The following is a 24,537-nucleotide window of genomic DNA, read 5'->3' as shown; positions in this document are numbered from 1 at the left end:
CGCTCACTCCGTCTCGCTCGCGAGGGCGTTGACCGCCGCCGCCGTCATCGCACTGCCGCCGCGACGGCCGTGCACCACCAGGTGGTCCAGGTCGCTGTCCGCCAGCGCCCGCTTGGACTCGGCCGCGCCGATGAACCCCACGGGGATGCCGAGCACCGCCGCGGGCCTGCCCGCGCCCTCCGCGACCAGTTCGAGCAGGCGGAACAGGGCGGTGGGCGCGTTGCCGATCGCCACCACAGCGCCGTCGAGGCGGCCGCGCCAGAGTTCGAGAGCGGCGGCGCTGCGGGTGGTGCCGAGCCGTTCGGCCAGCTCGGGCACGCCGGGCTCACCGAGCGTGCACAGCACCTCGTTGGCGGCGGGCAGCCTGCGCCTGGTCACGCCGGAGGCGACCATCATGGCGTCGCACAGCACGGGCGCGCCACGGCGCAGCGCCTCCCTGGCCCTGACCACCACGGCGGGCGACCAGTCCAGGTCGGCGACCAGATCGGTCATCCCGCAGGCGTGGATCATCCGCACCGCCACCTGCGCGACCTCCGGCGGCATGCCGCTGAGGTCGGTCTCGGCGCGGATGGTCGCGAACGAGCGCCGGTAGATCTCGGCGCCGTCGCGGAGGTAGTCGTTCACTGCTGCCTTTCCTGGTAACCGTCTTCGGTGGCGATCAGCTGGACGACCCGGCCGCGGGGAAGCCCGCAGCGGCGCTCGCAGCCGGACCAGTGCACGGGCGCGGGCGGGGCGGCGTCCAGGCCGCTCACCCAGCGCCGCGCGTCGGCCTGGACGTCCGCGAGCGACTTGGCGCAGCCCGGACGGCCGGTGCAGGCGGTGACGCCGGCCCACGGCGATGCCGGGTCGAGGACGAGCCCGGCCTCTGCGAGGGTGTCCGCCGCGCGATCCGCCGCTCCGGGGGACAGGTCGAGCAGGACGGCGGTGCGCCAGGGAGTGAGCCGCACCGTGGGTCCTGCGTTCGCGAGCGCCACGGCCTGGGCGGGCGTCAACCGGCCCAGTGGCACCAGAGCTTCCAGCGCGACGCGGCCGTCCCGCTGGGCGATGCGTCCGGCGCGCCTGATGGCGGGCGGATCGGGTGATTCGGGCGATTCGGCTGGAGCGGCGGCGTGCCGGCTCGCCTCCCCGGAGCCGCCGGAGCCGCCGGAGTGTCCTGAGCCGTCCGGGTCGTCCGAGTCGCCGGGTGGTCCGGCGGTGGGGCCGTTCAGGCGGGCGGCGATGCGCCGGGGGCCGTCCGCCAGCTCGTGGATGCGCCACGCCGCGTGCGCAGCTCGTTCGTCGAGGAACGCCTCAGCCGCGGCGATCATGAGGGTGATCGCCGAGTCCGGGCGGGCGTCGAGCCCTAGGTCCGCGCCGGCCAGCAGCAGCCGCCCTGGTCCTGCGCCCGCCGCCACGAAGGTGACGTCCGCGCCGAGCCCGGTCACGTCTCCCGTGCCGTCGTCCAGCGCGAACAGGAACCGTCCCGGCAGCCCGGCGAGGCGGGCACGTGAGCACAGCGCCCGGTCGAGGGCGTCCACCATCGGTTGCGTGTCGAGCGACCCCGTGGCGCCCCGCCCGCTCAACGGCGAGCCGACGATGTTGCGGACCCGTTCGTGCGCGGCGGACGGGAGCAGGCCCGCGGACGCGATCCGCGCGGCGAAGGCGGACGCCGAGCGCAGGCCGCGCACCTGCACGTTCGCCCGTGAGGTGAGCTCGATCACCCCCGAGCCGAGCTCGTCCGCGCAGGCCGCGATCTCGCGGAGCTGAGGAGCGGTGACGGCGCCGCCGGGCAGGCGAACCCGTGCCAGCGGACCGTCCGCGGCCTCGTGCACCTGTAGCGCTCCCGGACAGGCATCAGGGCGCACTCGTCCGGAAAAGTCGGCTATGGACACGATGAGGATGGTAACGCCACTTCTGGCGGGGGCAGCTCCTGCCGTAGGCTCCCGGTAGGCGATGGCAAAGGGAGGAAGCCGGTGCGAAACCGGCGCGGTCCCGCCACTGTGACCGGGGAGCGAACCCCACCGCAGGCCACGACCCGGCAACGGGTGGGAAGGCCGGGGTGAGCGCTGATCCGGGAGCCAGGAGACTCCTGCCGTCGCGACACCCGCGACCGGGGCGAGGACCCCGAGGGAGGATGCGTCGTGCCTGGCGACAGCCCTACCGTTCTGCTGCTCTCGACCTCCGACACAGACCTGTTGAGTGCCCGCGCCAGTGGCGCGGCCTACCGATGGGGCAACCCCGCCAGGCTGGCCGCAGAAGACCTGCCGGACCTGCTCGAAGGCGTCGATCTGGTCGTCGTCCGCCTGCTGGGCGGACGCAGGGCCTGGGAAGAGGGCCTGGACGCGCTGCTGGCGCAGCCGCGCCAGGTCGTGGTCCTCGGCGGGGAGCAGGCCCCGGACGCCGAGCTGATGGAGCTGTCCACGGTCACCGGCGGCGTCTGCGCCGAGGCACACGCCTACCTCGCCCATGGCGGACCGGCGAACCTGGCCGAGCTGCACGCGTTCCTGACCGACACCGTCCTGCTCACGGGGCACGGCTTCGCGCCGCCCGCACCCGCACCGTCCTGGGGATGGCTGGAGCGCGTGACCGGCTCCAGGAGCGGGCCGGTGGTGGGAGTGCTGTACTACCGCGCGCATCACATGGCCGGCAACACCGCGTTCGTCGAGACGCTCTGCGCCGCCATCGAGGAGGCGGGCGGGCAGGCGCTGCCGGTCTTCTGCTCCTCGCTGCGTACGGCCGAGCCCGAACTGCTCGACACGCTGAGGGCGGCCGACGCGCTCGTGGTGACCGTGCTCGCGGCGGGCGGCTCCCGGCCGGCCACCGCGGGAGCCGGCGGTGACGACGAGGCCTGGGACGTCGGCGCGCTCGCCGCGCTGGACGTGCCGATCCTCCAGGGACTCTGCCTGACCACCTCGAAGCAGGCGTGGGAGGAGAACGACGACGGGCTCTCGCCGCTCGACGCGGCCTCGCAGGTGGCGATCCCCGAGTTCGACGGGCGGATCATCACGGTGCCGTTCTCGTTCAAGGAGATCGACCAGGACGGGCTCACCGTCTACGCCGCCGACGCCGAGAGGGCCGCCAGGGTCGCGGGCATCGCCGTACGGCACGGCCTGCTGCGGCACACCCCGCCCGCCGAGCGTCGCCTGGTCGTGATGCTGTCGGCGTACCCGACCAAGCACTCCCGGGTGGGCAACGCCGTCGGGCTGGACACCCCGGCCAGCACCGTGCGGCTGCTGGCCCGGCTCGCCGAGGCGGGCTACGACCTGGGCGACGGCTTCCCCGGGGTGGCCGAGCAGGACGGCGACGCGCTCATCCACGCGCTCATCGCCGCCGGCGGCCAGGACCAGGACTGGCTGACCGAGGAGCACCTCGCGGGCAACCCGGTACGCATCTCCGCCGCATCGTACGAGAGCTGGTACCGGACGCTCCCCGAGCGGCTGCGGGCCGGGATGGAACGGCACTGGGGGCCGCCACCGGGCGAGCTGTTCGTGCACGACGGAGACATCGTGCTGGCCGCGCTGCGCGCCGGGAACCTGGTGGTGATGGTGCAGCCGCCGCGCGGCTTCGGCGAGAACCCGATCGCCATCTACCACGACCCCGACCTGCCGCCGAGCCACCACTACCTGGCCGCCTACCGCTGGCTGTCGGCCGAGTTCGGCGCGCACGCGATGGTGCACGTGGGCAAGCACGGCAACCTGGAATGGCTGCCGGGCAAGTCGGCCGGCATGTCCGCCGCCTGCGGCACCGACGCCGCCATCGGCGACCTGCCGCTGATCTACCCGTTCCTGGTCAACGACCCGGGCGAGGGCACCCAGGCCAAGCGCAGGGCGCACGCCGTGCTGGTCGACCACATGGTGCCGCCGATGGCCCGCGCCGACACCTACGGCGACATCGCCCGGCTGGAACAACTGCTGGACGAGCACGCCACCATCGCCGCCATGGACCCGGCCAAGCTGCCCGCCGTCCGGGCGCAGATCTGGACGCTGATCCAGGCCGCCCGGCTCGACCACGACCTCGGGCTGGCCGACCGGCCGCACGACAGCGAGTTCGACGACTTCATCCTGCACGTGGACGGCTGGCTGTGCGAGGTGAAGGACGCCCAGATCCGCGACGGCCTGCACGTGCTGGGACAGGCTCCGACCGGCCAGGTGCGGGTGGACCTGGTGCTGGCCATGTTGCGGGCCCGGCAGATGTGGTCGGGCAGGGAGACGCTGCCCGGCCTGCGCGAGGCACTCGGGCTGGCCGAGGACGGCACGGCCGGGCTGGGCGAGGTGGACCGGGCGGAGGCCGTGGCCCGGGCCCTGATCGAGGGGATGGAGGAGCGCGGCTGGGCGCCGGACGCCGCGCCTGAGGTCGCCCGCGCGGTGCTCGGGATCGGGCCCGCCGGCCAGGCGGGTGTGGTGCTCCCGACCTGGCCCGCCGGCCGGGCGGACCTCGTCACCCGCATCCTGACGTTCGCCGCCACCGAGGTGGTGCCCCGCCTGGCCCGTACCACCGACGAGCTGGACCACCTCCTGCACGCCCTGGACGGCGGCTACGTCCCGGCGGGCCCCAGCGGCTCGCCGATGCGCGGCCTGATCAACGTCCTGCCGACCGGCCGCAACTTCTACTCCGTCGACCCCCGCGCGGTCCCCAGCCGGCTGGCCTGGGAGACCGGTCAGGCCATGGCGGAATCGCTGCTGGAGCGCTATCACGCCGACACGGGGGAGTGGCCGCGCTCGGTCGGCCTGTCCGTCTGGGGCACCAGCGCCATGCGGACGGCGGGCGACGACGTGGCCGAGGTGCTCGCGCTGCTCGGCATCCGCCCCGAATGGGACGAGGCGTCGCGCCGGGTCACGAGTCTGGAGCCCATCCCGCTGCCCGAGCTGGGCCGCCCCAGGATCGACGTGACGGTCCGCATCAGCGGCTTCTTCCGCGACGCCTTCCCGCACGTGGTGACCATGCTCGACGACGCCGTACGCCTGGCCGCCCGGCTGGAGGAGCCGGAGGAGGACAACTACGTGCGCGCCCACACCCGCCGGAGCGGCGGCGACGAGCGTCAGGCGACGATGCGCATCTTCGGCTCGGCGCCCGGCGCGTACGGGGCCGGGCTGCTGCCGCTCATCGACAGCCGCAACTGGCGCGACGACGCCGACCTGGCCGAGGTGTACGCGGCGTGGGGCGGCTTCGCCTACGGCCGCGACCTCGACGGCGTCGCCGCCCGCCCGCAGATGGAGGACGCCTACCGCCGGATCGCCGTGGCGGCCAAGAACGTCGACACCCGCGAGCACGACATCGCCGACTCCGACGACTACTTCCAGTACCACGGCGGCATGATCGCCACCGTCCGGGCGCTCACCGGCCGGGCGCCCGCCGCGTACGTGGGCGACAGCACGCGCCCCGACGCGGTACGCACCCGCACCCTGTCGGAGGAGACCTCGCGCGTCTTCCGCGCCAGGGTCGTCAACCCCCGATGGCTGGCCGCGATGCGGCGGCACGGCTACAAGGGTGCCTTCGAGCTGGCCGCGACCGTCGACTACCTGTTCGGCTACGATGCCACCGCCGGCGTGATGGCCGACTGGATGTACGACAAGCTCACCGAGACGTACGTGCTGGACCCGGAGAACCAGGCGTTCATGGCCGAGTCGAACCCCTGGGCGCTGCACGGCATCGCCGAGCGGCTGCTCGAGGCCGCCGAGCGCGGCATGTGGGAGCACCCCGACCCGGATCTGCTGCGCGGCCTGCAAGAGGTCTACCTCAAGACCGAGGGCGACTTGGAGGACGACACCAGCCGCTGAGCCAGGCCGGGCGCTCCGGCCCAGTGCAGGTGCAGGTAGGACGCGGTCACGAGGGCGTCGCCGAACCCGTCGGCGCCGCCCTCCCATCGGAACAACGGCTCGGTGGTGAGGTCGGCGACCGTGCGGTGGAACTCGTGGCCGCGGAAGCGCTCGCCCGCCCTCGTCAGTGGCGACCGCCTGACCGCCACCGCCTCCCGGTAGCCGAGTGTCAGCCGGGACGTCATCCGCGCCCGCCCCGGCACCCGCCCGCACATGCGCTGCCCGTCGAGCTGCTCGCACAGGTAGAGCAGCCCGGCGCACTCGGCCGCGATCGGCCCGCCGAAGGCCGCCACCTGCTCGCGCAACGGGGCGTTGGCGGCCAGCTCGGCGGCGTACATTTCGGGGAAGCCGCCGCCGACGACCAGTGCCGCGGTCCCGTCCGGCAGCTTCTCGTCCCGCAGCGGGTCGAACACCGCGATGTCGGCGCCGGCCGCGCGCAGCAGTTCCACGTGCTCGGCGTAGCCGAAGGTGAACGCGGCTCCGCCCGCCACGGCCACCACCGGGCCGGTTCCGGCGTCATCCGGCGCGTCATCCGGCCCGGGCGCCCATGGTGCCACGTCCAGCGGCGGGGACGAGGCCGCCAGCCGTACGAGCGCGTCGAGATCGCACGAGCGGGCCACCAGCGCGCCCAGCCGGTCCACCGCGGCCACCGCCGCCGCCTCGCGCTCGGCGGCGGGCACCAGTCCCAGATGCCTGGACGGCGTCGAGACGGCGTCGTCACGGCGGACGGCGCCCAGCACCGGCACCCCCGCCGCCGCCAGCGCGGCGCGGCAGAGTTCTTCGTGCCGGTCGGAGCCCACCCGGTTCAGCACCACGCCGGCGACGCGCACCCGGGGATCGAACGTGGCGAACCCGTGCGCCACGGCCGCCACCGACCGGCTCTGCCTGGCCGCGTCCACGACCAGGACCACCGGAGCGTCCAGCAGCCTGGCGACGTGCGCGGTCGAGGCGAAGTCCGTGTCACCCCGGCCGTCGAACAGCCCCATCACCCCCTCGACCACCGCCACGTCGCATCCCGCCGCCCCGTGCAGGAACAGCGGCGCGATCCGCTCCTCGCCCACCAGCCACGGATCCAGGTTGCGGCCAGGACGCCCTGTGGCCAGCGAGTGATAGCCGGGATCGATGTAGTCGGGCCCCACCTTGTGCGGCGAGACCCTGAGCCCGCGGGCCCGCAGCGCCGCCATCAGCCCCGTGGCCACCGTGGTCTTGCCGCTCCCTGACGACGGCGCGGCGATGACCAGCCGGGGGACTACCACTCGATGCCCTTCTGGCCCTTCTGCCCTGCGTCCATGGGGTGGCGTACCTTGCCCATCTCCGTCACCAGATCGGCGACCTCGATCAGCCGGCCGGGGGCGTCCCTGCCGGTGACCACCACGTGCTGGCCGCCCGGCCTGCCGGTGAGCGTCTCCAGCACGTCGTCCAGGTCCAGCCAGCCCCACTTCAGCGGGTACGTGAACTCGTCCAGCACGTAGAAGCGGTAGGTCTCGGCCGCGAGGTCGCGCTTGATCTGCGCCCACCCCTCGCGGGCGTCGGCCGCGTGGTCCTCCTCGGTACCGGGCCGCTGGATCCACGACCAGCCCTCGCCCATCTTGTGCCAGGTCACCGTGCCGCCCTCGCCGCTGCCGCCGAGCACCTTGAGCGCGCGCTCCTCGCCGATGCGCCACTTGGCCGACTTCACGAACTGGAACACCCCCACCGGCCAGCCCTGGTTCCAGGCCCGCAACGCCATTCCGAAAGCGGCCGTCGACTTGCCCTTGCCGGGGCCGGTGTGGACGATCAGCAGCGGCCTCGTACGCCGCTGCCTGGTGGTCAGACCGTCGTCGGGCACGACGGAGGGCTTTCCCCGCGGCATGATCAGACCGCCTTCCTGTGGTCACGGACGAGGCAGCCGAGGTCGGCCAGGGCGTCGAGAGGGACGAGCCGAGCCCGCAACCGGGACGCCAGCCTGACCGCCAGACCGAGCCGCACCGGACCGCTCTCGCAGTCGACGACCACGCAGGCCGTGCCCTCCAGCAGGGCGGCCGCCCGGTCCACGTCCCCGCCCGCCGTGACACGCCCGTCGGTCACCAGCACCAGCAGCGGACGCCTGGCCGGGTCACGCAGCCGCTCCACGCGCAACACCTCCGCCGCCCGCATCAACCCCGCCGCCAGCGGGGTGCGCCCGCCGGTCGGCAGCGAACGAAGCCGCGCCGCGCCCGCCTCCACCGACGAGGTCGGAGGCAGTGCCACCTCGGCGCCGGCTCCCCTGAACGTGATCAGGCCGACCTTGTCGCGACGCTGGTAGGCGTCCAGCAGCAGGCTAAGCACAGCCGTCTTGACCGCGCTCATCCGTTTGCGGGCCGCCATCGAGCCGCTCGCGTCCACCACGAACAGCACGAGGTTGCCCTCCCTGCCTTCGCGCACCACTTCACGCAGATCATCCGTACGCAGCAGCAGCCCGGGTCCGGTGCGCCCGCGCCCGCGCTGGTACGGCGCCGCGGCCAGCATCGTCGCCGTCAGGTGCAGGTCGCGTACCTGGCCGGAGGGGCGGCGGGCGCCGGTGCTCCGGCCGTGCCTGGTCCGTGCGCGTGACCGCCGGCCCGCCGCCCCCTCGCCGATCCCCGGCACCTCCAGCAGCGGCACCCGGTGCGGAGCCCCTGCGCCGGCCACCTGTCCGCCGATGCCGGGTGTCGCCGGTCCTGCGTCATCGTCCCGCGGATCAGACGAGCCGTCGTTCGGCCGGCCGTCCCCGGGGCTTCCCTGGATGCCATCGGCCGGCCCGCCGGTCGTGTCCGGCGGCGAGCCCTCGTCTCCGCCCGGCGGCGGCCCCGCCGGACCTCCGCCGCCGGGATCTCCGCTGGAATCGCTGCCGGGAGCCCTGTCCGGGCCGCTGCCCGGGCCGGCATCCGGGCCGCCGTCTGGGCCGTCGTCGCCGGGCCCGTCATCCGGCGACGTACGTTCAAGCAGCTCGTCGAGCAGGGCCTCGTCCAACCCCGGCGCGTCGAACGGGTCGCGCCGGCGCCGGTGCGGCAGCGACAGGCGGGCCGCCGCCCGCACGTCCTCGGTGATCACCATGTCCCGCCCCTGCCAGGCGGCGTGGGCGACGGCGGCGTTGGCGGTGACCAGGTCGGCCCGCAGCCCGTCGACCTCGAACGCCGCGCACACCGTCGCGATCTGCCGCAGCCGGGCGTCCGGCAGCCGCACGCCCGGCACCCGGTCCCGCGCGGCCGCGATCCGGTCCGCCAGCGCCGACTCCTCCTCCGCCCACCGCGCCGCGAACGCCTCCGCGTCGGCGTCGAAGGCCAGCCGCCGGCGGACGACCTCGGCGCGTTCCTCCGGGTCGCGGGACGCCCGCACCTCGACCGTCAGCCCGAACCTGTCCAGGAGCTGCGGGCGCAGCTCGCCCTCCTCCGGGTTCATGGTGCCGACCAGCAGGAACCGGGCGGCGTGCCGGACCGAGACCGATTCGCGCTCCACGTAGCACCTGCCCAGGGCGGCCGCGTCGAGGAGGAGGTCGACCAGGTGGTCGTGCAGCAGGTTCACCTCGTCGACGTAGAGCACACCGCGATGCGCGGACGCCAGCAGGCCGGGCTCGAACGCCTTCACCCCCTCGGTCAGCGCCCGTTCCACGTCGAGCGAGCCGGCCAGACGGTCCTCCGACGCACCCACCGGCAGCTCCACCAGCGCGGCCGGGCGACTCACGCCCCCGGCGCCGTGCTCGTGGGGTCCGTCAGGGCATTCGGGATCAAGCGCACCGGGATCGCAGGCGAACCGGCAGCCCGGCACCACGTCCACGGCGGGCAACTGGGCCGCCAGCGCACGCACGATCGTGGACTTCGCCGTGCCCTTCTCGCCGCGTACGAGCACCCCGCCCACCCGGGGCGAGACCGCGTTGAGCACCAGCGCCAGCTTCAGGTCGGCGAGCCCGACGACGGCGCTGAACGGGTAGGTGACGATCAAGACAGAACCTTCCGGTTGACGTGGGCCACCCGCCAGCCCTCCCGCGTGACGGCCAGCTCGGTGGTGGACAGAGGAGCCAGATCGATGCGGCCGGCGGCCGGCGGATCCAGCCCCAGGGCATGCCCGAGCGCCGCCCGGATGGCGCCGGCGTCGCAGACGACGACCCCGCCGGGCTCCTCCCGTACGGAGTCGAGCCAGGCCGCCACCCTGATCGCGAGCGCGGCCCGGCTCTCGCCGCCGTGCGGAGCCGCGTGCGGGTCGGACAGCCAGCTCGCCAGGGCGTCCGGCTCCTCCCGCGCGACCCGCTCGTACGGCAGGCCGCGCCACCGGCCGCAGTCCGCCTCCGCGAGCGCCGGGACGATTCGCGCGTCCAGTCCGAGCGCGGCGGCGGTCTGCCGTGCCGCGCGGGCAGGAGCGGCCCACGCCCACGCCCACGCCACCGTTGCGGCGAGCGCAGGGCCGAGCGCGGCGGCTCTGGCCAGATCCGCCGCGTCGGCGTCCTCTTCGGCCGGGAAGCGGGCGGCGCGCATGCCCGGCGCCGTGGCGTGCCGGACGAACAGCACTCCGCTCAGCTCGGACCCGAGCTCGACGGGACTGCGCTCAGCGGCATGCCGCTCGTACGGCGTGCCGCTCGCTCGCTCGCCCAGCCGAACAGCACGCCGAAGGCCGCCCAGAAGACGAGCTGGGTGCCGATCGAGGTGAGCCGGAACTCCCACAGCAGCGTGGCGGGGAAGCCGTCGGCCACCTCGTCGACGGCCGGCAACAGCGCCCAGGCCGCGCCCACGGGGACGAGAAAGCCGATGACCGCCGCCACCCACCGGGCCCACGGATCGGCGGTGACCCGGCGGGCGGTGGCCACCGCGATCGCCGTCGCCGCCAGCCCGACGAGGATCATCACGACGTAGAGCACCGTGCGGCTGTTGATCGTGTCGGGGTCACCCACCGCAGGCGGGTTGGCCGGATATTTCACGAATGGAACGAGGATGACCGCGACGAAGGCCGTTCCGGCCGTGGCGAGCGCCAGCGGCCCGTCGGAGCGCGGTCCCACCCGTCCGCGCAGGCCCGCGAACACGAGCGCGAACACGCCGCCGACGGCCAGCCCGTACAGTCCGGTGGCGAGGAAGAGCCCGGCCTTCTGCACCGGCCTGCTGACCTCGGCCTCCTCGCCGTGGCCGTGCCCGGCCTCCTCGGCGGCGGGCTCCGGCGCCTCGGCCTGGGCCGCGGCCTCCTCCAGGGCGATGGCCGCATCGACGTGCGGTTCCCCGAAGGCGAAGGCGAACGTGCCCGCGATCAGTCCGGCCAGCAGGCCCACGAGCAGACCTCTGACCAGGTACGTGCGTACCATTCCGGCCCCTAGTGGCAGGGCACGCCGAGCAGATGCCGCCCGTCGTGCATGAGCTCGTGCAGGAAGGCGCCGGTCTGGGAGACCGCGCCGTTGTCCATCAGGACCAGGTAAGCGACGAGCAGCAGCACGGGAACCGCCAGCAGCCAAGGGCGCAGGCGGGGGAAGGGAATGGTGGACGGAGTGGTCAAACCACTCATGCGAGCCTCCTCGGGGTGACGCGTCCCATAACGAGGTCACGGCGGCCAAGCGACCTGGCTCCCGGGATCTAAGTCCCGGATACAGTGGCGCGTCCGCACCGGCTTCTCACCGGATTTCCCTTGGACAACCGTGAAATCTACCGGAACGTATCCTTTCCTCCCGTTCGAGTCAATGCACACCAGCGTCGACCGGGCACGGCGCGCGTATGGCAGGTGCCCCTGAGCATCGATGCTCCTCGGCCTCTCAACGCGGGCTCAACACGTTCTCAACACCCGCCGGCGCACCGTAGGGATCGCCGGTCGAAGTCGGATGGGGGAGAGACGCGTGATTGACAGGCCGAGAGCGACGGCGTCCCTTCTCGCGCTGGTCCTGGCGGCGAGCCTCGCCGGCTGTTCCTCGGCCGCCGAGGAGCGCGAGGTCACCGGTCGGAGAGCCTCGGAGACCGCGATCAGTGCGGACTTCACCCAGCAGAACATGATCATCACGGCGGTCTGCACGCGGGGGAACGGCAGCGGCGGGGTCGTCAACCTCGACGGCTGGAACCCGCAGAGCTGGAAACACCTGGCGCACGCGGAGTTCCGGCTGCCGGACACGGCGATTACCGAGTACGACGCATCCGAGCCCAACACCGCCGTGAGACGACTGTGCGAGCCCGATGAACTGCCCGCTGATGCCGGGGATGTGACCGCCATCCGATCGCTCTTCGACCAGGACTTCACGAAGATGGCCGTGGTCACCGAAGACCTGGAGACCCGGGCCACGCATGTCGGCTATGTCGACCGTACGGGGAAATTTACCGACCTGACCGGGAACGAGGACTTCGGCAACACCCCGCACGAGCACAACGCGGCCTTCTCCCGGGACGGGAGCGCGGTCTGGTTCACGTACGAGGTGACCGACGACCCCGGGGTCTCGACCAAGGACCGGATCGCGAGCCGCGCGCTCGCCGGGGACCACAAGGCAGTCGACCGCTTCGAGGTGCGGACGGCCCAGCACCTCGTCATGGTGGGGAGTACGCCGAGCCAGGCGGTGGTGGCCAATAGCGCCTTCCTCTCACCGGACGGCGGACGCCTGCTGGCGGAAGGCTATGTCCTCGACGTCCCGGCGCAGACCCAGGGGGTGGGCCTGGACCTCGTGGAGAAGGGCAGATACCTCGCCTGTTATGACGGCTGGCTCGACGACGACACGGTGCTGTGCGGCGAGAACGGCAGGTTCGCCGCGCTCGACATCGCCCCGGGGGCGAAGCCCGGGCCGCCCATCCTCCCCAGCAACGACCACCGCAACCGCGCCCTGGTGATCTCACCGGACGGCCGGAGGTTCGCGTTCCTCTCCCAGAAGGGGGCCGCGATGGACTACTACCTCAGCGACACCAAGCCGGGATCCACGCCCCAGAAGATCGAGCGAACCGGAGAGTTCGCCACGCTCGGCGACACCGCCGCCTTCATCGAATGGCGCTGAGAAAGCACGACAAGAAGGGACGGCGGCGCCGTTCGCGCCTTCAGGATGGGCTCCGGTCGCGAGTCGCGGCCCCGAAACCGGTCAGCACCTGTTCGGCCTGCTCCATCATGTCGGTGACGATGTCCGCGGCGGGCTTGATGTCGTGGACGAGGCCGACGCCCTGTCCCATCAGCCAGGGCATCTCCTCCCAGTCGGCCTCCGTCTCTGCGACCGCCAGCAGCAGGGGGAACTTGCGTACCGGCGCCTCCTCGCCCTGGACGATCGTGGTGCCGACCGGGTCAAGGGAGTCGAGATCGGCCGGGATCTCCGCCACCCGGTCGTTCCACTCGGCCACCACCCGGTTGCGCTGGAGCCGCATGGGGTTGAACCGCGGGAACTCCGGCCCGAAGATCGACGTGAGCACGGCGCTGTCCCCGGCGGCGGCGACCAGCCGCCGGTGGTGCTCGGGATGCACGCGGGCCTCGTGCGAGGCGACCATGCGCGTCCCCACCCACACGCCGTCCGCGCCCAGGCACAGGGAGGCGGCGACCTGGCGGCCGTCGGTGATCCCGCCCGCCGCCAGGACCATCGCCCGCTCGCCCACGGCGTCCACGACGGCGGGCACGTTGACCATGGTCGGCAGCCCGCCGTAGTTGTGCCCGCCGGCCTCCCAGCCCTGGGCGATGACGAGCTCGGCCCCGCCGTCCACCGCGACCCGGGCCGCCTCGGCGGAGCCGACCTGCTCCCACACCGACACCCCGGCCTCGCGCAGCAGCCTCACCTGGTCGGCCGGGGGATGCCCCCAGTGGAAGGAGACGATCGGCACCCGCTCCTCCACGCACACCTCGACCAGCTCGCCGGTGGGGAAGAAGGTGATGAGGTTGACGTGGAACGGCCTGCCCGCCGTACGGGCCTTGACCTCGCGGATCATCTCCCGGAGCCGGTCCGGGGGCAGGAGTGCGGCGCCGATCGCGCCGATGCCGCCCGCGTTGGTGACCGCCGCCGCGAACTCGGGCGTCTCGGCCACGAACGCCATCCCCGCGCAGACGAACGGGTACCGGATGTCATAGGTCGCGGTAAGCCGGGTGGACAGCACGGACATGACGGTGTCCTTCCTCGTGCCCCTTGGTCCCTCGTCCATCATGCCCGCGCGAGGCTGTCCCGCACGAGCAGCAGAGCGATGTCGTCCGTGCGCCGTTCGATCCCGGCCTGGCCGATGAGCGAGTCGGCCAGCGTGTGCAGCGGGCGGTGCGGCGGCGGTGTGAAGCCGGCGGCCAGGGCGGCGATGCAGTCGCCCAGGTCGAGGCCGGGTTCCTCGACGAGGCCGTCGGTGTAGAGGATCATGATGGAGTCCGGTGGGAGTTCCACCTCCGCGGTGACGTATTCGACGTCGGGGTCGATGCCGAGCAGCAGCCCGGGTGCGGTCTCGATGACCTGGCCGGGGGCGCCGGGACGGCCCAGCACGGGCGGCAGGTGTCCCGCGCTGGACAGGGACGCGGTGTGCCGGTCCAGGTCGATGTCGACGTACAGGCAGCTGGTGAAGCGGTCGGTGGCCAGCGCGGTGAGCAGCCGGTTGGTGCGCGCGAGCACCTCGCCCGGGCCGGCGCCGGTGGTCGCGTGCGCCTGGATGGCGGTACGCACCTGCCCCATCAGGGCGGCGGCGGTCACGTCGTGCCCCTGCACGTCGCCGATGACGGCCGCGGCCTTGGTGTCGCTGAGGCGGATGAGGTCGTAGAAGTCGCCGCCGATGTCCATGCCGGGGGTGGCCGGCACATATCTGGCCGCCACGTCCAGGCCGGGCAGGTGGGGGAGCGCGCGGGGCAGCAGGCTGGACTGCAGGAACTGGGCGAACTGGTGGTTGACGTCGTAGAGGCGGGCATGCTCGAACGCCTGGGCGATCAGGCCGATGAGAGCGGTGAGCGAGGCCCGTTCGTCGATGCCGAACTCGTGCGGGCGGTCGTAGGCGAAGACGCAGGTCCCGAGGGGCCGGCTCGACGTGATCAGCGGCAGCAGCGCCCAGGCGTTCACCTCCTCGGAACGCAGGGCGCCGGGGTACGCGCGGCGCAGCTCGTCCCAGTTGCGGAAGAATGCCGGCTTGCTCTCGTCCTCCAGGATCGGCGGGATCTCGCGCCGGTTGTCGAAGTGATCGAGGGCCTGCCGGCTGAATCCGCGCGAGGCGACCACCCGCAGCCGTCCGCCCTCGGTGGCGAGAATGGCGAGCGCCGTGATGTCGTGGATGGACATGACATGGTCGGCGACGAGGTCGATCACCTCCTGGGCGGTCACCGCCCGGGCGAGGGAGGTGGCCAGCCGCAGGATGTCGTGCATGGCGGTCATCAGGGGCGGCACGTTCTCGCCGTCCGCGGGGTCCGGCGTCTGGTCCGGCGCCTGGTCCGGCTTCGTCTCGGCCTGGGTCACACGTACGGTGAGGCCGCACAGCCCCGGATACAGCGCGAACGTCAGCTGCCGTCCCTCCGGGCTGCGGCCGGTGAAGCGGGTGGTCCGGCCGGAGATGACCGCGGCGCGGCAGCGGTTCTCGTACGAGGGGCCGGCCAGCCAGGGCAGTGCCTCCCACAGGCGTTCGCCGAGTGCCTCGGCCGCGGGGAGGCCGAGCAGGTCGGAGGCCTTCGTGCTGATCAGCGTCAGGCGGCCGTCCACGTCCAGCTCGCAGAACCCCTCGGGCGGGCGGTTGAGCAGGTTCAGCGTGCCTGTGTCAGCCGGCGTGCGCGTGGAGCGCGGCCCGAGGAGCCGGGGCAGGTGCCCGGCGGTGATGGGGCGGCCCTGCTCGGCCGCTCTCTCGATCAGCTCGCCGAGCCGGGCGCAGGTGTCGTTGATGACGCCGAGCAGGTGGGGGTCGAGCTCGGACCCGTGCCTGGCGGGCCAGAGCAGGAGAAACCCGCCGACGATGGTGTCACCGGCGTAGAGCGGGACCAGGGCAAGCGCGAACGGGTACGGCAGGGCCAGGGCCACCGTGGGGAACCCGCGGGCCAGCTGCTCGCGGCTGTCGATCCAGAGCAACCGCCGTTCGCGGATCGCGACGGCGAGCGGCAGCGCCTGGGTGGTCCTGACCCGGGAGAACGATCGGGCGATCGGGGCGGGCATGCCGATCCCGGCCACCATGCGCAGGAGCTCGCCGCTCGTGTCCAGAACGTAGACGGCGCCGATGTGGGCGCCGGTGTCGGTGACGGAGCCGATCAGCAGCCCATCGAGGCGGGACGAGTCGTCCGCCGCGCCGTGATCACCAGCCTCGGCCGGCACCGTCTAGCTGGTCTCGCTCGCGCGACGGATGCCGGGCAGCCATCTGAAATCGCCCATACGGGCAGATTACACGCAGGTCAGGGCTCCGGATTCCGCAGGTTGACGTCAACCCGCGGCTGTCAGGCTCCGGATTCCGCAGGTTGACGTTAGCCCGCGGCTGTCAGGCTCCGGATTCCGCAGGGTGACGTTAGCCCGCAGCTGTCAGGCTCCGCCGGGTTCCGCAGGGCGACGGGCCTCGACGGCGGCCCGGCACATGAGCAGGACCAGCACGAACGCCGGCAGCCAGGCCAGCCGGGCCAGCACCCAGGCCGGACCGTCCGGGACGGTGTGCAGACCCGGCAGAAGCCGGCCGGTGAGCAGGCCGAGCGCGGTGACCGCGATCATGGCGGTCTGGTGCCACAGGAAGATCGTCATCGCGGAGAGGTTCGCCAGCGCCGTGAACGCCCAGACGGCGGGCCGCGACAGTGCCCGGCGCAGCGGGCCGAGCAGCAGCAGCGCCGCTCCGCACTGGGCGAGCCCGAAGGCGACGGCCGCGAGCGTGGGTGGGGACTGGTTCGAGATCGGGGCGCCGGGGACCCCCACCATGGAGGCCGGGTAGCCGGCCCACAACACGAGCGCGGCCGTGGCGGCGGCGCCACCGAGCAGTAACGTCCACCCGGTCGTACGGGTGCGCAGGCGGCCGCGGGCCCAGGCCGCGCCCAGGCAGTACGGCACCAGCCACCCCGCCACCAGGTTGACCCAGCCGACCCAGGCCGGCCCGCCCAGGCCGAACCTGACCAGGTCGGCGAGGGCGACCACGGCCAGCGGCCACCCCGGGTGCAGCCGGGCCACCAGTGGGGTGAGCGCCGTCAAGGCGGCGAAGACCGGCAGGAACCACAGCGGCGACCACACCAGCTTGGCCAGCGCGAACACGGTCGCGGAGTCCGCCCCGAGGGCGAGCAGCACGACCGCCACCACCGTCCAGAGCCCGAGCACGGCGGCGACCGGCCGGAACAGCCGGGCCGTCCGCGTGCCCAGCCAGTGCCGGTAGGTGACGTCTCCGCCTCGGGCGCGGGCGTGGCTCATGACGGCCGACTGCCCGCCCACCAAGAAGAAGAGCGCCATGGTCTGGAAGATCCAGGACGCGGGGACGAGCCAGGGCAGGTGCCGCAGCGGGCTGGCCACCCGTACGGTGCCGCTGTCGGCGACCAGTGCGGTCACCAGCCAGTGGCCGAGCACCACGCCGCCGATGGCCAGGGCACGCAGCGCGTCGAGGGCACGATCGCGGCCGGCGGGGGTCGCCGCCTCGACGCGCCGGACGAGCTCAGCGACCACTGCGCACCTCGGCGGGGAGTTGTCCTGGGACGGTGTGGGCGGGCTCAGTGACCACCACGTACCTCGCGGTGAGTTGTCCTGAGGCGGTGCGAGCGGGCTCAGTGACCACCGCGCACCTCGGCGGGGGGTTGTCCTGAGACGATGCGGGCGATGTTCGTCAGCGACGGGGATCCGGCCCGGAAATAGTCGCTGTGCCCGCCGTCGCCGGCCGCGAAGACGCGGGCGCCGAAGCCCGGGGCGACCGGGTCGGCGCCGAATCCGACCGTGACGTACGGCAGGCGGAGCCGGAGGTGCGGCACCCCGGCGATCCAGTCGCGGCTTCCCCGGCCGGCCCATACGGTCGCCGGGGTGCGTAACGCGGCGGCGTCGCCGGCGGTGACGCCGGGGCTGCCGATCAGCACCATGCCGGCGACGTCCAGGCCGGGAGCCGCCCGTCCGCAGACCACGCTGCCGTAGGAGTGGCACACCAGGGTGACTCGGGCGACGGGCCTGAGCTCGGTGAGCTCCCGGACGAAGGCGCGCAACGCGGGCGCGGCCTCGTCGGCGCGGCCGGTGGTGAGCGCCGCCAGGCTCACCGTGTTGGGGGTGCGGTAGCCGAGCCAGGCGATGACCGCGGACCGGTCGCCGAGCGCCTGGCTCAGCCTCAGCGCGCCGCCGCGCAGGAGCCCGTACTTGTCGAGGTGGGTGTCGCCGCCGGGCACCAGCACGGCGAGGTGCTCGGCCGTCGTCAGGTCGCCGAAGACCTCGGCGGCACGGCCGCCGTCACGGCCGTCGAAGGACAGCAGCCGGCGTGCGGGTTCGGCCATCGCGTGCAGCATCGCGGCCCGTCGTCGGTGGCCGTGGCCGGCGGCCATCCGCTCGGCGGCCACGATGTCGCCCCGGACGGCGGCGTAGCGTGCGGCCAGAGCCGCCGATGTCGCGGGCCGAGGCGATGCCCAATCGGCGAGCCCGGTGGTGGGCCCGGTGGTGGGCAGGGCGGTGGGCAAGGCGGTGGGGACGGCGCTGCCGGTGCCGGTGTCGGTGTCGGTGGGGACGGGAGCGGGGACGGCCGACGGACGTGCCGCTTCGCTCAGTGGCGAGGCCGAGGCGGCGGGTACTGGGGCGGGGACGGCCGACGGACGTGCCGCCTCGCTCAGCGGCACCGCCACCGCGGCGGCGATGGAGGCGGCCAGCAGGGTGCGGCGCAGACGGGACACGTTGACGTGCATCACCCGATCGACGGTGCCGCAGGCCAGGCCGGTGCCACATCGGACCACCGTCGGCATTCCCGGAGGTGCGGATAGCCCGTGGTCGTACACCCGTGGTCCGATGCGGTGGTTCCCGATGCGCCGTTACGATCTCGGGCATGCACGTGATGCCGACCCTGCCGCCGCTGAAGCGGGTTCCGCCCGGCGTCTGGACGGTTCTCGCCTGGTGGGCGGGCCTGGCGTTCACGTTCCTCATCCGGGTCGAGCTTCCCGGCGAGTCCGAGCCGGCCAAACAGGCGGGGCCGTTCTTCTACCGCTGGGACGGACTGGCCTGGCTGGTGGTGTCGACGGTGCTGACGCACGTCGCCGGTGCCCTGCTGCGCCGGCGGCCGCTGACGGCGATGGGCCTGTTGCTCGTCGCCGCGGTCTTCGCGTGCGTGCCTCTGGGCGTGGGCGAAATCCCCTTGGCGCAGTTCCTGGCGGCTGACGTCGCGATTTTCTTCATCGCGGCCGAACGCGCGCGCCGTACCGGGATCGTCGCCCTGCTCGGCGCGCTCACCGTGCTGGCCGGCTATCTGACCACCCGGCTGCTGTTCGGCTGGCCCGCCGGCACCTCGGCGGAGCTGGCCGTGGCCATGACGGCGGTGATCGCCTGGCTGGTCGGCCATTCGGTGCGGCAAGCCCGCGAGCACGCCGCCACGCTGATCGCCACGACCACCGCCCAGGCCGTCGCCGACGAACGCCTGCGCATCTCGCGTGAACTGCACGACACGGTCGCCCACAGCATCGGCGTCATCGCCCTTCAAGCCGGCGCCGCCCGGCGGGTCATCGACACCCAGCCGGGCCGGGCAGGCCAGGCGCTCGGCGACATCGAGCAGGTCGGCCGGGAGACGCTGTCCGGATTGCGGCACATGCTCGGCGTCCTGCGTCACGTCGAGCAGGGTCACGTCGAGCAGGGTCAGGGCGGGCAGGGGCGCGGTGGGCAGGGGCGCGGTGGGCAGGGTCAGGCGCCCGATTCGGCGCCCGGTCTGTCGGATCTCGACCGGCTTGTGGCGACGACGACGGACGCCGGGGTCCACGTCGAGGTGCGCCGGCTGGGCGAACGACGCCCGTTGCCGCCGGAGATCGACGTCTCGGCCTACCGCATCATCCAGGAGGCGATCACCAACGTGGTGCGCCATGCAGGCACGAGCCGATGCCGGGTGTCGATCGAATACCGCGACGACGAGCTGGCCGTCGAGGTCCTCGACGGCGGACGCGGTCCCCGCCGCAGGGCGGAGGGCGGTTACGGCCTGGTCGGGATGCGGGAGCGGGCCAACCTGCTGCGGGGGAGCTTCTCCGCCGGACCGCGCGCCGAGGGCGGGTTCCGGGTCGCGGCCCGGCTGCCCCTGACCGCGGAGGCGCGATGACCGTCCGCGTCGTCCTGGCCGACGACCAGCCGCTGATCCGCGCCGCCCTGCAGATGGTCATCTCCGACGCCGCCGACCTCGAACTCGTCGGGGAGGCCGCGACCGGGCTCGACGCCGTCCGGCTGACCGAGGAACAGGATCCCGACGTCGTGGTGATGGACATCCGCATGCCCGTCATGGACGGCATCGAGGCCACCCGGCTGATCGCCCAAGGCTCCAGCGGGGCCCGTGTCATCGTCCTGACCACGTTCGACGAGGACGACTACGTCTACGGGGCGCTCCGCGCGGGCGCGTCCGGATTCCTGGTCAAGGACATGGCCCTGGACGACATCCTCACCGCGGTCCGGGTCGTGGCCGCCGGCGACGCCCTGATCGCGCCCGGCGTCACCCGGCGCCTGATCGAGGCGTTCGCCGACCGCCCAACCCCGCATCCCGACCCCGTGCCGCATTCCGCACCCGATCCCGCGTCGTATCCCGCAGCCCTACCGCATCCCGCATCGCGGGGGCTGGAGGGCGTCACCGAGCGGGAACGCGAGGTTCTCACCCTGATCGCGCGGGGCCTGACCAATGCCGAGATAGCCGCCGACCTGGTCATCAGCGTCGCCACCGTCAAGGCGTACGTGAGCCGGCTGCTGAGCAAGCTCGACGCGCGTGACCGGGTTCAGCTCGTCATCCTCGCCTACGAGGCGGGTCTGGTGGCACCGTCGAAGTGATCGTCGACAGTCCGCCTGCCACCGCGCCACTCGTCTCCTCCCAGGCCGGCGCCGGCCTGACGTGGTCGCCGCGTGGCGTTCACCCCGGTGGGATTCGCGGTTTCATGATGGCCGCGGGGGTCACCGCGACCGGGCACCAGGCTTCGAGCAGTGCGGCCTGGGTGACCGGGCCCAGGAGCAGGCACGGGGGAGATTCGTTGCCCCGGTTGCCGAGCACGAGGAGCGTGGCGTCCCTGGCCGCGTCGAGCAGAGCGCGCTGTGGGCGTTCGGTGACGAACTCGGTGATCATCGGCACGTCGGGACGTTTCTGGGCCAGGTGTGCGGCGACCTCGCGGAACCGGGCCTCGGCTCCCCGGCGCAGCGCGCGGGAGTCCACGAACGGCAGCGGCTCCGCCCAGGACGACGATCCGCAGTCGGCCCAGCAGCACAGGACCGTCACGGTGCCGAGGCGCAGCGCGGCCTCGTCCAGGGCGAGATCGAGCGCGGCGAGACTGGCGGGTGAGCCGTCCAGGCCGACCACGATCCTGGCGTCCGGGCCGGTCCGGGGCTGGAGCTCCGGGCGTACGACGACGACCGGTCCCACGCAGTGCGCGGCCACCTGGACAGAGGCCGACCCCACCTCCAGACCTTCGAACCCGCCCTGCCCGCGCAGTCCCAGCACCGTCAGCTCCGCCGCGCGCCCGAGCTCCAGGAGCACGGCGGCGGGTGAGCCCCGTCCGAGGATCCGGCGGACGTCCACGTCCGGGGCGAGCTCACGGGCCCGCCGGACGCCTTCGTCCACGACCTCCTGCGCCGCCTGGTCGATCTGCGCCATGACGTCCTCGGAGAGGGGCTTGAGGGCATAAGGCCAGTGCAGGGCGTGGCAGACCAGCACGGGGAGACCGCGCAGCCGCGCTTCCTCGACCGCCCAGATCAGCGCGTGCCGGCTCTCGGGCGAGTCGTCGTAGCCGACCAGGACGGGCCGGCCGGCCAGGCCATCGCTCATCTCGCCGCCTCCCTGAGCGGAACCGTCTGCTCCTGCATCGGTTGAGCTTTCCCGGGGCCATGGGGACAAGCCCCGTGAGGGCGCAAAAGCCTCGCCATGGCTTGCTTGCCTCCATTGGGGTTTGCTGGAGAGCCTTCAGCGAGGGTCGGGAGGAGTGGTCTCGTGCTCGTCCAGCGAGGGCTTGGGAGAAGGGCCGGTCTCGTGCTTGTCGCGTGATCTCAGGGGCCGGGTGCGGGCGGTACGGCCGGGGCAGGGCGGGGCGAGGGGTGCAGGATGCGGTCGAGGCGGGCGGCGGCGTAGCCGAGTACGGACAGCGCGGTGACGATCAGCAGGTCGCCCGCCTCCAGCGGCTGGGTGCCGAGGAGCTGGCGCAGCGGCGGTACGTACAGGGCGGCCAGTTGCAGGACGAACGCGCCGGCGACGGCGAACAGCAGCATGGGGTTGGCCAGGGATCCCGGCCGGGTTCTGGAGCCGAGCGCGACGCCGAGCTGAGTGGCGCCGAGCGCGAAGAAGGCCATGCTCTGCCACGGCCGTCCGGTCGCGGCGGCCCAGACGGCGACGCCGAGGGTGACGGCGGTGAGCACGACGGCGATCCTGAGGACACGCTGCCACAGGCCCGCGCCGAGGATGCTCTGGCCGGGCGGCCGGGGCGGGCCGGCCATGGCGCCGGGGACGGTGGGCTCGCCGCCGAGGGCCACGCCGGGCAGGCCGTGGGTGAGCAGGTTGATCCAGAGGATCTGGGCAGGAAGCAGGGGGAGCGGGAGGCCGACGAACGGGCCCAGCAGCATCACGGCGATCTCGGCGGCGCCGCCGGACAGGCCGTAGACGAGGAAACGGCGGATGTTGGCGTACACGCGACGGCCCTCTTCGACGGCCGCGACGACGGTGTCGAGGTTGTCGTCGGCGAGGACCAGGTCGGCGGCCTGCCGGGCCACCTCGGTGCCGCGCCTGCCCATGGCCACGCCGATGTCGGCGCGGCGGAGCGCGGGGCCGTCGTTGACGCCGTCACCGGTCATGGCCAGGATGCCGCCCTGCTCCTGGAGGCGCTGGATGATGTCCAGCTTCTGCTCGGGGGTGGCACGCGCATAGACGGCCGCCTGAACCCGGCCCTGTTCCCGGTCCCGGCCCTGGTACTGGTCGGCAGCCCGACCCTGCTCCCGGTCCCGGTCCCGGTCCCCGCCCCGGCCCTGCTCCCGATCCTGGTACTGGTCCCCATCCCGGTCCTGGTCCTGGGCTCGGTCCCGGTCGAGGGCGCCGGGCTCGCGGCAGTCGACGACCGGGTCGCCGCCGGCGATGATGCCCAGTTCGATGGCGATGGCCCGGGCGGTGCCCGGGTGGTCCCCGGTGATGAGGATGGGCCTGATGCCGGCCCGCTTGCAGTCGGCGACGGCGGTGGCGGCGGCCGGACGTGGCGGGTCCAGGATCGCGATCAGGCCGAGCAGCGACAGGCCGCTCTCTTGAAGCGTGGCCGGTACGTCGTCGAGATCGGTGCTCGCCACGGCCAGGACCCGGTAGCCGTCCTGGGCGAACCGGTCGGCCTGGGCGGCGGCGTGGGCGAGCAGGTCCGGTTCGTCGATCAGGACGGGGTGGTGCAGCAGAGCCTCCGGCGCGCCCTTGCAGATGAGCCGGACACCGCCGCCGGGCAGCCGGTGCAGGGTGCTCATACGCTTGCGGCCGCTGTCGAAGGGCAGTTCGGCCAGGCGGGGGAAGCGGGTTTGCACGTCCCGGCGGTCGAGGCCGAGCTTGGCAGCGGCGGCAAGCAGCGCCGCCTCGGTGGGATCGCCCAGCGCCCCCCATTCACCGGAGCCCAGCGCCGGTGATTTGCGGGGGTCCGGTGTCGGCGGTTCGCCGGATGGGGTTTGCGGGGGTGCGAGGCGGGCGTCGTTGCAGAGCACGGCTGCCGTCAGCAGTGCGGTGAAGGCGTCTGGGGCGGCGTCGCTGGTGATTCGGCCTTCCGGGGCGTAGCCGGTGCCGGTGAGCGTGGCCTGGGCCGATGGGGTCCATAGGTGCCGGGCCACCATGGTGCCCTCGGTCAGGGTGCCGGTTTTGTCGGTGGCCAGGGCGGTTACCGAGCCGAGGGTCTCCACCGCGGGCAGTTTGCGGACGAGGGCGTTGCGGGCGGCCATTCGGCGGGCGCCCAGGGCCAGGCTCAGGGTCACGACGGCGGGCAGGGACTCGGGTACGGCGGCGACCACCAGGCTGATGGCGGTGATCACCATCAGCTGCACCGGCTGGCCGCGTACCAGACCCAGAGCCAGGACCACCGCCGACAGGAGCACGGCGACGCCCGCCAGCAGTCGGCCGACCCCCACCAGGCGGCGCTGCAACGGCGTGAGCCCGGTGCTCTTGACCATCAGGGAGGCGATGCGGCCGCTCGCGCTGGCCGCCCCGGTGGCGGTGACCACCGCGCGGCCGCGCCCGCGTACCACGACGGTGCCGGAGGAGAGCGGCTCGCCCGCGGGCTTGTCCACCGGCACCGACTCGCCCGTCAGCGCCGACTCGTCGACGAGCAGGGCCGCCGCCTCGCGCACCTCGGCGTCGGCGGGGACGATGTCGCCCTCGGCCAGGACCAGCAGATCTCCCACCACGACGTCGCTCGACGGGATCTGCTGCTGCCGGCCGTCGCGGACCACGCGCGCCTCCGGGCTGGCGAGCTGCGCCAGAGCCGTGATCGCGCGGTCGGCCCGGATCTCCTGGACCACCCCGACGGTGGTGTTGACCACGATCACCAGCATGATCACGGTCGCGTCGGCCCAGTCGCCCGTCGTGACGGTCAGCACCGCCGCGATGAGCAGGACGGCGATGAGCGGGTCCCGCAGCTGCGCGGCGATCCGGCGCCACAGGGGGACGGGAGGCTTCTGCGGGAGCAGGTTCGCGCCGTCGCGTGCCAGCCGGGCGGCCGCCTCGGCCGACGTCAGCCCAGTCAAAGGCGTCACCGTCGTCACCGTCATGTCCTC

18 protein-coding genes and 2 riboswitches are annotated in these 24,537 nt (G+C 73.4%); of the genes, 4 read left to right on the top strand and 14 right to left on the bottom strand.

Annotated elements, in window-relative coordinates:
• Positions 1-3: 3 nt before the first annotated feature.
• On the bottom strand, positions 4-624 hold the full coding sequence (locus AB0C27_RS48045; RefSeq protein ID WP_357860165.1) for a precorrin-8X methylmutase: 621 nt from the start codon (positions 622-624) through the stop codon (positions 4-6).
• Positions 621-1,844 carry a precorrin-3B synthase gene (gene cobG / locus AB0C27_RS48040; RefSeq protein WP_357860346.1) on the bottom strand — a complete coding sequence of 408 codons (1,224 nt, stop codon included), beginning with the start codon at positions 1,842-1,844 and terminating at the stop codon, positions 621-623. Before cobG ends, AB0C27_RS48045 begins: the two co-directional genes overlap by 4 nt.
• A gap of 98 nt (positions 1,845-1,942) precedes the next feature.
• A riboswitch (cobalamin riboswitch) is annotated at positions 1,943-2,068 on the top strand.
• Positions 2,069-2,120: 52 nt separating this feature from the next.
• Between cobG and cobN the strand changes: the two genes are divergently transcribed.
• A complete protein-coding gene (gene cobN / locus AB0C27_RS48035) occupies positions 2,121-5,756 on the top strand; it encodes a cobaltochelatase subunit CobN (RefSeq protein ID WP_357860162.1) in 3,636 nt (1,211 codons plus the stop codon).
• On the opposite strand, the gene AB0C27_RS48030 is transcribed toward cobN, so the two are convergent.
• From AB0C27_RS48030 to AB0C27_RS48005, 6 genes are read right to left on the bottom strand one after another with little or no spacing between them, the layout of a single operon-like run.
• On the bottom strand, positions 5,711-7,036 hold the full coding sequence (locus AB0C27_RS48030; protein ID WP_357860342.1) for a cobyrinate a,c-diamide synthase: 1,326 nt from the start codon (positions 7,034-7,036) through the stop codon (positions 5,711-5,713). The two genes, cobN and AB0C27_RS48030, sit on opposite strands and share 46 nt — an antisense overlap.
• 8 nt (positions 7,037-7,044) lie before the next feature.
• A complete protein-coding gene (cobO, locus tag AB0C27_RS48025; RefSeq protein WP_357860159.1) occupies positions 7,045-7,647 on the bottom strand; it encodes a cob(I)yrinic acid a,c-diamide adenosyltransferase in 603 nt (200 codons plus the stop codon).
• A gap of 2 nt (positions 7,648-7,649) precedes the next feature.
• Positions 7,650-9,734 carry a VWA domain-containing protein gene (locus AB0C27_RS48020; RefSeq protein WP_357860156.1) on the bottom strand — a complete coding sequence of 695 codons (2,085 nt, stop codon included), beginning with the start codon at positions 9,732-9,734 and terminating at the stop codon, positions 7,650-7,652.
• Complete coding sequence (locus AB0C27_RS48015; RefSeq protein ID WP_357860153.1) at positions 9,731-10,297, bottom strand: histidine phosphatase family protein; 567 nt, start codon at positions 10,295-10,297, stop codon at positions 9,731-9,733. The genes AB0C27_RS48020 and AB0C27_RS48015 overlap by 4 nt, the downstream gene beginning before the upstream one ends.
• Before the next feature lie 5 nt (positions 10,298-10,302).
• The gene (locus AB0C27_RS48010; protein WP_357860150.1) at positions 10,303-11,079 is read right to left on the bottom strand and encodes a CbtA family protein; all 777 of its coding nucleotides are present in this window, start codon (positions 11,077-11,079) and stop codon (positions 10,303-10,305) included.
• An 8-nt stretch (positions 11,080-11,087) separates the two neighbouring features.
• Positions 11,088-11,276, bottom strand: a complete 189-nt coding sequence (locus AB0C27_RS48005) for a CbtB-domain containing protein (protein WP_138208152.1) — start codon at positions 11,274-11,276, stop codon at positions 11,088-11,090.
• Between the two features lie 30 nt (positions 11,277-11,306).
• A riboswitch (cobalamin riboswitch) is annotated at positions 11,307-11,436 on the bottom strand.
• A 165-nt stretch (positions 11,437-11,601) separates the two neighbouring features.
• Here AB0C27_RS48005 and AB0C27_RS48000 point away from each other — a divergent pair.
• On the top strand, positions 11,602-12,735 hold the full coding sequence (locus AB0C27_RS48000; protein ID WP_357860146.1) for a hypothetical protein: 1,134 nt from the start codon (positions 11,602-11,604) through the stop codon (positions 12,733-12,735).
• Between the two features lie 40 nt (positions 12,736-12,775).
• Here AB0C27_RS48000 and AB0C27_RS47995 read toward each other — a convergent pair whose 3' ends face one another.
• The 4 genes from AB0C27_RS47995 to AB0C27_RS47980 all read right to left on the bottom strand — a co-directional run bounded on the left by AB0C27_RS47995 (position 12,776) and on the right by AB0C27_RS47980 (position 18,551).
• A complete protein-coding gene (locus AB0C27_RS47995) occupies positions 12,776-13,816 on the bottom strand; it encodes a nitronate monooxygenase (RefSeq protein WP_357860144.1) in 1,041 nt (346 codons plus the stop codon).
• 38 nt (positions 13,817-13,854) lie between these two features.
• Positions 13,855-15,972, bottom strand: a complete 2,118-nt coding sequence (locus AB0C27_RS47990; RefSeq protein ID WP_357860141.1) for a SpoIIE family protein phosphatase — start codon at positions 15,970-15,972, stop codon at positions 13,855-13,857.
• A gap of 201 nt (positions 15,973-16,173) precedes the next feature.
• Positions 16,174-17,286: an acyltransferase gene (locus tag AB0C27_RS47985; RefSeq protein WP_357860138.1), complete on the bottom strand. Its 1,113-nt coding sequence runs from the start codon at positions 17,284-17,286 to the stop codon at positions 16,174-16,176.
• Between the two features lie 98 nt (positions 17,287-17,384).
• The gene (locus tag AB0C27_RS47980; RefSeq protein ID WP_357860135.1) at positions 17,385-18,551 is read right to left on the bottom strand and encodes an alpha/beta hydrolase; all 1,167 of its coding nucleotides are present in this window, start codon (positions 18,549-18,551) and stop codon (positions 17,385-17,387) included.
• Positions 18,552-18,631: 80 nt separating this feature from the next.
• On the opposite strand from AB0C27_RS47980, the gene AB0C27_RS47975 reads away from it, so the two are divergent.
• Positions 18,632-19,882 carry a sensor histidine kinase gene (locus AB0C27_RS47975; protein WP_357860133.1) on the top strand — a complete coding sequence of 417 codons (1,251 nt, stop codon included), beginning with the start codon at positions 18,632-18,634 and terminating at the stop codon, positions 19,880-19,882.
• Positions 19,879-20,595, top strand: a complete 717-nt coding sequence (locus tag AB0C27_RS47970; protein WP_357860130.1) for a response regulator transcription factor — start codon at positions 19,879-19,881, stop codon at positions 20,593-20,595. The genes AB0C27_RS47975 and AB0C27_RS47970 overlap by 4 nt, the downstream gene beginning before the upstream one ends.
• 79 nt (positions 20,596-20,674) lie before the next feature.
• Here the strand turns inward: AB0C27_RS47970 and AB0C27_RS47965 are convergent, their stop codons facing one another.
• Both AB0C27_RS47965 and AB0C27_RS47960 read right to left on the bottom strand, forming a co-directional pair.
• A complete protein-coding gene (locus tag AB0C27_RS47965; protein ID WP_357860127.1) occupies positions 20,675-21,580 on the bottom strand; it encodes a universal stress protein in 906 nt (301 codons plus the stop codon).
• Between the two features lie 218 nt (positions 21,581-21,798).
• Positions 21,799-24,516, bottom strand: a complete 2,718-nt coding sequence (locus AB0C27_RS47960; protein ID WP_357860124.1) for a cation-transporting P-type ATPase — start codon at positions 24,514-24,516, stop codon at positions 21,799-21,801.
• Positions 24,517-24,537 lie beyond the last annotated feature (21 nt).

Source organism: Nonomuraea sp. NPDC048882, assembly GCF_040649755.1.
Taxonomy (GTDB): Bacteria; Actinomycetota; Actinomycetes; order Streptosporangiales; family Streptosporangiaceae; genus Nonomuraea; species Nonomuraea maheshkhaliensis.
This window is presented reverse-complemented; position numbering and strand designations above follow the sequence as displayed.

What these genes read in the sequence shown, in the direction of transcription:
- AB0C27_RS47970 (WP_357860130.1), top strand. Translation starts at nt 19,879, where the DNA reads ATGACCGTCCGCGTCGTCCTGGCCGACGACCAGCCGCTGATCCGCGCC.
- AB0C27_RS47975 (WP_357860133.1), top strand. Translation starts at nt 18,632, where the DNA reads ATGCACGTGATGCCGACCCTGCCGCCGCTGAAGCGGGTTCCGCCCGGC.
- AB0C27_RS47995 (WP_357860144.1), bottom strand. Translation starts at nt 13,816, where the DNA reads ATGTCCGTGCTGTCCACCCGGCTTACCGCGACCTATGACATCCGGTAC.
- AB0C27_RS47980 (WP_357860135.1), bottom strand. Translation starts at nt 18,551, where the DNA reads ATGCCGACGGTGGTCCGATGTGGCACCGGCCTGGCCTGCGGCACCGTC.
- AB0C27_RS48005 (WP_138208152.1), bottom strand. Translation starts at nt 11,276, where the DNA reads ATGAGTGGTTTGACCACTCCGTCCACCATTCCCTTCCCCCGCCTGCGC.
- AB0C27_RS48010 (WP_357860150.1), bottom strand. Translation starts at nt 11,079, where the DNA reads ATGGTACGCACGTACCTGGTCAGAGGTCTGCTCGTGGGCCTGCTGGCC.
- AB0C27_RS47965 (WP_357860127.1), bottom strand. Translation starts at nt 21,580, where the DNA reads ATGAGCGATGGCCTGGCCGGCCGGCCCGTCCTGGTCGGCTACGACGAC.
- cobO (WP_357860159.1), bottom strand. Translation starts at nt 7,647, where the DNA reads ATGCCGCGGGGAAAGCCCTCCGTCGTGCCCGACGACGGTCTGACCACC.